General features: G+C 62.5%; 11 protein-coding genes. 2 read left to right on the plus strand and 9 right to left on the minus strand.

From position 1 onward, the window contains the following. Together AC1DX0_RS26445 and AC1DX0_RS26450 are read left to right on the plus strand one after the other, a co-directional pair. The coding region (locus tag AC1DX0_RS26445; protein ID WP_477357385.1) for a CPBP family intramembrane glutamic endopeptidase at positions 1–656 on the plus strand (656 nt) is incomplete at its 5' end. Positions 657–790: 134 nt separating this feature from the next. Beyond that, positions 791–2,296 carry a winged helix-turn-helix domain-containing tetratricopeptide repeat protein gene (locus AC1DX0_RS26450; RefSeq protein ID WP_477219445.1) on the plus strand — a complete coding sequence of 502 codons (1,506 nt, stop codon included), beginning with the start codon at positions 791–793 and terminating at the stop codon, positions 2,294–2,296. 11 nt (positions 2,297–2,307) lie between these two features. Here the strand turns inward: AC1DX0_RS26450 and AC1DX0_RS26455 are convergent, their stop codons facing one another. The 9 genes from AC1DX0_RS26455 to AC1DX0_RS26495 form a co-directional block, all read right to left on the minus strand. Continuing rightward, entirely contained in the window at positions 2,308–3,198 is an 891-nt protein-coding gene (locus AC1DX0_RS26455; RefSeq protein WP_477219446.1) for an aminoglycoside phosphotransferase family protein, read from the minus strand. Beyond that, complete coding sequence (era, locus tag AC1DX0_RS26460; protein ID WP_477357387.1) at positions 3,199–4,131, minus strand: GTPase Era; 933 nt, start codon at positions 4,129–4,131, stop codon at positions 3,199–3,201. Further along, positions 4,116–4,829 (minus strand): ribonuclease III, encoded by a 714-nt coding sequence (gene rnc, locus AC1DX0_RS26465; protein ID WP_477357389.1) that lies wholly within the window; start codon positions 4,827–4,829, stop codon positions 4,116–4,118. The genes era and rnc overlap by 16 nt, the downstream gene beginning before the upstream one ends. Before the next feature lie 2 nt (positions 4,830–4,831). Further along, positions 4,832–5,581, minus strand: a complete 750-nt coding sequence (gene lepB / locus AC1DX0_RS26470; RefSeq protein WP_477357391.1) for a signal peptidase I — start codon at positions 5,579–5,581, stop codon at positions 4,832–4,834. A gap of 78 nt (positions 5,582–5,659) precedes the next feature. Beyond that, positions 5,660–6,073, minus strand: a complete 414-nt coding sequence (gene acpS, locus AC1DX0_RS26475) for a holo-ACP synthase (protein ID WP_027045284.1) — start codon at positions 6,071–6,073, stop codon at positions 5,660–5,662. Continuing rightward, positions 6,070–6,669 carry a DUF2062 domain-containing protein gene (locus AC1DX0_RS26480; protein ID WP_477219450.1) on the minus strand — a complete coding sequence of 200 codons (600 nt, stop codon included), beginning with the start codon at positions 6,667–6,669 and terminating at the stop codon, positions 6,070–6,072. Before AC1DX0_RS26480 ends, acpS begins: the two co-directional genes overlap by 4 nt. A 261-nt stretch (positions 6,670–6,930) precedes the next feature. Further along, complete coding sequence (locus AC1DX0_RS26485) at positions 6,931–7,311, minus strand: VOC family protein (protein WP_477219779.1); 381 nt, start codon at positions 7,309–7,311, stop codon at positions 6,931–6,933. Between the two features lie 70 nt (positions 7,312–7,381). After that, positions 7,382–7,960 (minus strand): orotate phosphoribosyltransferase, encoded by a 579-nt coding sequence (gene pyrE, locus AC1DX0_RS26490; protein WP_477219451.1) that lies wholly within the window; start codon positions 7,958–7,960, stop codon positions 7,382–7,384. 30 nt (positions 7,961–7,990) lie between these two features. Then, a partial coding sequence (locus tag AC1DX0_RS26495; protein ID WP_477357393.1) for a RelA/SpoT AH/RIS domain-containing protein occupies positions 7,991–8,439 on the minus strand: 449 nt, incomplete at its 5' end.

Consider the following 8,439-nt stretch of genomic DNA (forward strand, 5'->3'; position numbering starts at 1 on the left):
GTTTCATCGTCGCGGCCCTTTCGGGTGGCTGGGGTTCCGTCAAAACCATCCTCGCCTCGATGGTAAAGTGGCGGGTTCACCCGACATGGTACCTGGTGGCGTTCGGCCTGCCGTTCGGAACACAGCTGGCCTCGATCCTGATCAATCCGCTGTTTGGCTCAGGGGGACCGGCCTGGAACAATATTCCGGCGTTGTCCGAAATGCTGCCGATCATTGCACTTTATGCCGTCTTCAGCGGTCCGCTYGGCGARGAGCCSGGMTGGCGCGGYTTTGCGRYGCCRCGKCTGCTYGCMARYCAYTCGGCACTSAYKGGCAGCCTGATCCTCGGCGTGRTCTGSGCCATCTGGCACTTCCCGCTCGGYCTSGTCGGCGACCTCAGCCTCTACAGCACAATCAACGTCGTGCTGGCGGGCGTGGTGTTCACCTGGCTCTATCAGAACACCGGCAGTGTGCTTCTCGCCTTCATCATGCRTGTCACGCATCAGAACAGCGTGCGCTTTCTCGGCAAGGTGTTCACCGGCGGCGACTATGTGCAGCAGCAATGGATAGGTGTTGCGATTTGGGCGGTCATCGCGATTGCCATCGTCGCTCATTATGGCACCGAAAGCTTCATCCGCCGGCCAAAGCCGCAACTTGCCGTCGCTGGCGCTGTCTAGGCCGCTCGCGATGATCGCGGCGTCCGAAGCCGGGCGCCGCATCCTTTCGCCGGCGGCGCAGATGCGCAAGCCCTTGACCCAGCCCCTCAGCCATAGGCCAATATCGGCACGGCTTTCAGGGAGCGGGCCTTTTGATGGCGGTCTCGGCCACCGACCAGGTGTTTCAATTCGGCGGTTTTACGCTTGATCTGGGCAAAGGCACGCTCAGCCGGGCTGATCAGCCGGCCTTTCTGCGGCCGAAGGCTTATTCGCTGCTCACGCATCTCGCCCGCCACATCGGCCGGGTTGTGCCGAAATCGGAACTCATGGACACGGTCTGGCCGGGTGTTTTCGTCACCGAGGATTCGCTGACGCAGTCGGTGCGCGAAATCCGCAAGGTGCTGGGCGAGGAGTTGGTGCGAACGGTGTCGAAGCGCGGCTACATGCTGGTGCCTGAAACGGAAGCGGCACCCGAACCCGGAGCGCAACCGATCGTGGCGGTGCTTAGGTTCCGCAATGATGGCGCCGATCCCGCTGATGAGGCTATCGTTGACGGTTTTGCCGAAGACATCATCAATGGCCTCGCCCGCTTCGGGACGGTGACAGTATTGGCGCGCAATTCGAGCTTTTCGTTTGCATCCGATACGCCGGCCGAATGGCCAGCCATACGCTCCCGCATCGGCGCAGATTATCTTGTCGAGGGCTCGGTGCGGCGACAGGCGGAGCGCATTTTCACCGCGGTCAATCTCGTCGATGCCGCCAACGCCACCCAGCTCTGGGGCGACCGCTACCAGGCCGAGGATACCGCGCTCTTCGCCATCCAGCAGGACATCGTCGAAGATATTGTCGGCCGGTTGGTAGTACGGGTCAACAATGCCGGACTGCAACGCGCTTCGCGACGGCCGGTGACTAGCTTGGCCGCCTATGAGTTGGTGTTGCGCGGCGTTGCCCTGCTGCGCGATCCGGCCCAAAGCGACCTCAAAGGGGCGGCAGCACTGTTCGAGGCAGCGATCACCAGGGATCCGGCCTACGACCTCGCCCATACTTATCTGGCGCTGTCGCATGTGCTGAACAGCGAATTCGGGCACATCAGCAATGCCGTGCTGGCGAAAGCCCGCGACCTTGCCGAACGGGGCATTGCACTGTCTCCCGACCAGGCTACGGCGCATCGCATCCAATCGCTGGTGCGGCTCAGCATGCGCGATCATGAGGCGGCCGAGCATCATTTGCGAATCGCGCTCGAGCTCAATCCCGGCGATGCCGAATGCATTGAGCAGATGGGGCACCTGCTGACGATGCGCGGCCGGCCTCTCGATGCTCTCACCTGGCTGTCGCGCGCCATCAGGATCGACCCACTCAATCCGCACTGGTATCAATACGACCGATCACTGGCGCTCTACATGCTGGGTGAGTACCGGACGGCCGCCGAAGCGCTGGAACTGGCGACGCGGCCGACGCCATGGATCCGAACACGGCTTGCCGCCTGCTATGCGCAACTCGGCAACATGCAAGCGGCAAGGCGGCAGGCCGCGTTGATCAGCGCCGATGGCTCCGATTTCTCCCCGATCGACTATGCGGCGACAATCGTTCCGTTCGAATACGCCACCGACACGGAACACCTCACCAATGGCGTGTTGCTCGCGCTTGAACAGCAAAGGTAGCCTCGGCTGCATCACGTCATGTGCCGATGATCGGCCAACACATCATCGATCACGTGCCAAGATTTCTCGACCTCGGCCTGATTGTCCGTATGTCCGGCAACGGTGATGAGCGCCTTCCACAGCGCCCAGCCACGTCCGCGTGCCCAGGTCGCATCATCGACGGCTATATCGGCGCGGAAAACCTCCCGGCTCTCGCCCTCGAACAGAGTCCAGGCGATCACCAGGTCGCATGAGGGATCACCGACGCCGGAGGTGCCGAAGTCGATCACGGCGCTCAAGCGGCCGTCCTCGACGAGCAGATTTCCCGAGGCAACATCGCCATGAAACCAGACAGGCGGTCCCTGCCAGGTCGCGGCAAGGGCTGCGTCCCAAACGGCACTCGCTACGCTTGAATCGATGCGGTTGCCGAGTGCGGCGATCGCTTGCCTTGTCTCGCCGTCATAGACGGTCAGCGGTCCGCCCCGAAAGAAATTGTGCTGCCCGGGCGATGGGCCGCCAGTCGGATCGACGCGTTTCAGCGTAACCAGGAACCCGGCCAGGTCCTCGGCGAATTGCGACAGGTTGGCGATGCGCTCTCGCCTCGCGGTCTCGCCTTCGATCCAGCCATAGACGGACCAATGCCAGGGAAAATCCTCGGCCGGAACTCCCATCGCCAGCGGTACGGGAATGGGCAGCGGCAACAGCGGCGCCAACCTCGGCAGCCAGCGATGTTCCTTTTCCACTTGCAGGGAATAGGCGGCAGCGCTTGGCAGCCGTACGGTCATCTCGTCGCCGAGATGAAAGGTCCTGTTGTCCCATCCGCCTGATGCAACCGGCCTGACGGCAAGATCCCGCCACTGGGGGAATTGCGTAGCGACCAACCGGCGGACCAAAACCGTATCGATGGTGAGCTTGCCGTCCATTCAGTGTGGGAATTCGAGACCCATCTCGCGGTAGCGCTCGGGATCATCGCCCCAGTTCTCGCGCACCTTGACGAACAGGAACAGATGCACCTTCTGCTCGAGAATGCCGGCGATCTCCATCCGCGCTGCCTGGCCGATGGCGCGGATGGTCTCGCCCTTGTGGCCAAGCACGATCTTCTTCTGACTGTCGCGCTCGACATAGATGACCTGATCGATACGCACCGAGCCGTCCTGCTTCTCTTCCCATTTCTCAGTTTCGATATGGGAAGAGTAAGGCAGTTCCTGATGCAGTCTGAGATAGAGCTTCTCGCGGGTGATCTCGGCGGCAAGCTGGCGCATCGGCAGGTCGGAAATCTGGTCCTCGGGATAATACCAGGGACCGGCAGGCAGCGTTTCGGCCAGATAGTCGAGAACATCCTTGCAGCCTGAGCCTGTCAGAGCCGAGACCATGAAGGTGCGTTTGAAAGGCACCCGCTCGTTCGCGACGGCCGACAACGCCAAAAGTGCCTCGTGCTTGACCCGGTCGACCTTGTTGAGGATCAGCACCATCGGCTGGCGCACATCCTTCAGTCGTTCGAGGATGGCGTCGGCGTCRCCSCKGATGCCSCGCTCGGCRTCGATCAGCAAAAGCACGATATCGGCGTCCTTGGCGCCACCCCAGGCGGTGGTGACCATCGCCGTGTCGAGGCGCCGCTTGGGCTTGAAGATGCCCGGCGTGTCGACAAAGACGATCTGCGCATTGTCATGCGTGGCGATGCCACGCACGATGGCGCGGGTCGTCTGCACCTTGTGGGTGACGATCGACACCTTGGCGCCGACCAACTGGTTGACCAGCGTCGACTTGCCGGCATTCGGCGCGCCGATCAGCGCGACGAAGCCGGAATGGGTGGCAGGGGCTTCAGCAGTTTCGATATCCGTCATGCCGCGTTCCATACACCTTCGCGCAGCAGAAGGGCAGCCGCTGCTGCCTGCTCGGCCTCGCGTTTGGAACGGCCACTGCCTGTCGCCGGCTGAAATGCACCAACCTTGACGCTGACGGTGAACAGCGGATCGTGGTCCGGCCCCTCGCGACTGTCGATCTGGTAGGCAGGAACGGCACTCGCCGCCTGATGCGCCCATTCCTGCAATTCGGTCTTGGCGTCACGGCGTGCCGCGCCCGACGCCTGCGAACGCGGCTGCCAGTATTTGTGGATGAAAGCGCTCGCCGCCTCCAGCCCRCCATCGAGRTAGAGCACGGCRATCAGCGATTCCAACGCGTCGGCRCGCAKATTGACGCGCTTGCGCCCSTCGAGCCCGCGCACATCCGAKCCRGCACGGATCARSTCAGGCAGCCCGATATCCTCGGCGATGTCCGAAAGCGCCTCGGCATTGACCAGCGCATTGAGCCGCAGCGACAATTCGCCTTCCGCCGCATCGGGAAACGCGGCCAGCAGCATGTCGGCAACGACAAGGCCGAGAACCCGGTCGCCGAGAAACTCGAACCGCTCATAGTCGGTGCCGGCATTGGCGCCACGGGCACTGGCATGGGTCAGCGCACGCTGCAGACGTTGGCGGTCGGCAAAGGCATGGCCAGTGCGTTCCACAAGCGCTTCGGCGAGCGCATCGGCGGTCAGGCGTTTCGCCGCTGCCATCCTTAATTGACGAAGTGGAACAGGCGCGACGCACGCATCAGCGACGGCCACTTCCAGATTTCGAGCGGGCTTGCCTTGCCGGCGATCGAGAAGAAAACGAGATTGGCGCGGCCAACCAGGTTCTCGGCAGGAACGTAGCCGACGGTGAACCGGCTGTCGGCGGAATTGTCGCGGTTGTCGCCCATCATGAAATAGTGGCCGGGCGGCACRTYGMATTCACGSGTGTTGTCGCCAATCGAATTTGGATTGAGGTCAAGCGTGTCGTAGCTGACGCCGTTGGGCAGAGTTTCCCGGTAGACATCGATCGGCTGARGCATTTCGGTGATGTCGGGGTTGTCGATCTGTCCGGTCTTTACGCGCGGCACGCCGACGCCATTGATGAACAGCTGGCCGTTCTTCATCTGGATCTTGTCGCCAGGCAAACCGACGACGCGCTTGATGTAATCAACGGACGGGTCCGGCGGGAACTTGAACACCACGACATCGCCGCGCTTGGGCTCGGAGCCCCAGATGCGACCCGAGAAAATGTCAGGGCCGAAAGGCAGCGAATAGCGCGAGTAGCCGTAGGACCATTTGGTGACGAACAGRTAGTCGCCTTCCAGAARCGTCGGCCGCATCGATCCCGACGGGATCGARAAMGGCTGGAACARCAGCGTGCGGATGACCAGSGCRAGCARMARCGCCTGGACGATGACGCTGACGGTTTCGCCAAGCCCGCCGGATTTCTTCTCAGATTTTTCAGCCACGCTCATGTCGTCCTCGATTGTGCGTTGGATGGTATAGAGTCTCGGCGCGCGCTGGGCAACGTCAATGCCGGTCGTCAGATGCAATCAATGTGGCGCTTCTTCGACGGGCAACGCCTCGATGATCACAAAGGCTTGAGCGAGCGGRAAATCRTCSGTGATKGTSAGGTGRATCGCCGCSCGRTGMCCTTTCGGCAGGATTTTTTGCAGTCGTACCAGTGCACCGCCGGTCAGTGCCATGGTTGGCGCGCCGCTGGGCAGGTTGACGACGCCCATGTCGCGCCAGAAGACACCTTGCGCCAGACCGGTACCGAGCGCCTTGGCGCAAGCCTCCTTGGCGGCGAAGCGCTTGGCGTAGGAGGCGGCACGGGCACGGCGGTTCTCCGAACGCGCCTGTTCGACCTCGGTGTAGATCCTCTGGACGAAGCGCTGACCGTGACGCTCCAGCGACTTCTCGATGCGCCTGATATCGATCAGGTCGCTGCCGATACCGATGATCATTGTGCGGCGGAACCGACGCTTCCGCCGGGATGGGACGATTGCGCGTGGCGATGCGCGCGCTCCGCAAGGCGCTTGCGCCGCTGCTCGCGAAAAGCGTTCATGCCCCAGCGCGTGATGCCGTAAAATAACAGGCCGAAGACCAGCCCGAGCGGAATCGCGCCGATCAGCATCGGCTCAAGCACGGGCTTCCACAATTGTGCGAAGGAAAGCTTGTGCAGCATTTCGCCCAGATGTGCCGGCGGCCCATGTGCAGGCAGGCGATCGTGCAGGATCAGCTTGCCGGTTTCCCAGGATGCGCCCCACAGAATAGGAAAAGTCAGCGGATTGCCGAAGAAAACAGCGCCTAGAGCGGCCGCCACCAGATTGCCGGCGATCACCCAGCACAGGACGAAGGCAATGACGAAATGGAAACCGACGGGAAAGAACGAGGCGAAGACACCGGCCGCAACACCGGCGGCAACCGCGTGCGGGGTGGCCTTCAGCCGCAGGATGCGCTTGGACAAGTACTGAAGCGAGCGCGAAAATGAGCGGCGCGGCCAAAGGTAGGTACGCACCCGTTCGAGAAGTCCATCAGGCTTGCGGCGTCGAAAAAGCACTCTGTTCCCGTTCCACAACTCTCGCGCCGGCAGTTTCCGCCGGGTGTGAGATACATCATCTTGCGCTTAACGATCGCCCGATGGCAATCACAACGTTGATATAGCGACGCGCTGGCGCAAGAACAACCGAACACCGTCTGTGCGGCGCGTGCTTGTTGCCGCCCCTTCGGGCCAAGCATTCTTCGGATCGAACATTGGACAATCGCGGCGAATTTATGGAAACGGCAGCCGCTTAGCCGAAAGGCCCGGCCTTGCTGGCGGCTAAGACCGGTACTCGCTGACCTCGACCAGATTGCCGTCCGGGTCGCGGAAATAGACCGACATCATCGGACCTCGCGCGCCGACGCGTTCAACCGGGCCAAGTTCCACCACCACGCCATTCGCCTCGATATGAGCGCGGATTTCGTCGAGCGGCCGTTCGGTGATCAGGCAGAAATCGCCCGAACCTGGTGTCGGCGACTTCGCCTTGGGCTCGAAAGTATGGCGGACTTCGTGGACATTGATCTTCTGGCTGCCAAAAGCCAGCGCTGTCGGCCGGCCCGGCGTATCGATGCGCTCAAAGCCCAGCACGCGCTGATAAAAGCCGCAGGTCGCGTCGAGCGATGCCACCGTCAACACGAAATGATCGATGCCGACGATCATCGCGACCAATTTGCTTTCATGCATGTCGTCACTCCCAAAACCGCTGCACACTTTTGGGCGACATGCCTGGTCAAATGTTGCGGCTGCCGGGCTTGATCGGCGGTAGCGCGGCAAGCTCCGGCGGCAGCCGGTCCGGCGGATAGGCCGGRACCTCGTATTCGGCGAGCGCGATCARYGGCACGCCGACATGGGTCTTGCCRGCCGARCGGTCGATGATGCARGCGGCGGCCACMACCTCGGCGCCAAGCTCGCGCAGRCATTCGATSGTCTCGCGGATMGACAGGCCTGTGGTGACGATRTCCTCGACGATGACGACGCGCGCRCCCCTGGCGATCTCGAAGCGGCGCAGGCGGAACTCGCCCCCTTCCCGCTCGACCCAGATCGCCGGCACGCCGAGATGGCGCGAGGTTTCGTAGGCCGGGATCAGGCCGCCGATCGCCGGGCCGACGACATAGTCGATCTTGCCAGGCACCGCTGCCCGGATCTTCTCAGCCAGCGCCTTGCACAGACGCTCGGTCTTGTCGGCGTGCATGAACACCCGTGCCTTCTGCAGGAAGACCGGGCTGCGCAGGCCCGACGTCAGGATGAAATGCCCCTCCAGAACAGCACCCGCCTCGCGGAAAATGCCCAGCACTTCATCGGTCTTCATCTGCGCCTATCCCCTCATAGATCAGCTGCGTCAGCCATTCACACGACGTGCGTCGCTGACGCTCGAATTGTCCTTGAGCTGCGACAGCAGCCGGTTGAGATGCTTCAGATCCCAGACTTCGRGATCGATCAGCATTTCGGTGAAGTCAGGTGCGGTGCGCACCATCGACAGCGTATGGATGTTGGCGTCGTTGGACGCAACGACCTGGGCGATATCGGCAAGCGATCCCGGCGCATTGATGGCGGTGACCGAGACACGCGCGGGAAACCGTTCCTTGGTGCGTTCGTCAATGTCCCAGCGCACGTCGATCCAGCGTTCCGGCTGGTCGTCGAAGGCCTGCAGCGCCGGCGACTGGATCGGATAGATGGTGATGCCGGTGCCCGGCTGGACGATGCCGACGATGCGGTCGCCGGGCACAGCACCCTCCGGCGCGAAGCGCACCGGCAGGTCGCCGCGCACGCCGCGGATCGGCACGGCAC

This window comes from Mesorhizobium sp. P3_A9 (assembly GCF_056402975.1).

Bases quoted from the DNA above. Each gene is read 5' to 3' on its own strand.
- AC1DX0_RS26450 (WP_477219445.1), top strand. From the start codon at position 791: ATGGCGGTCTCGGCCACCGACCAGGTGTTTCAATTCGGCGGTTTTACG.
- AC1DX0_RS26455 (WP_477219446.1), bottom strand. From the start codon at position 3,198: ATGGACGGCAAGCTCACCATCGATACGGTTTTGGTCCGCCGGTTGGTC.
- AC1DX0_RS26485 (WP_477219779.1), bottom strand. From the start codon at position 7,311: ATGATCGTCGGCATCGATCATTTCGTGTTGACGGTGGCATCGCTCGAC.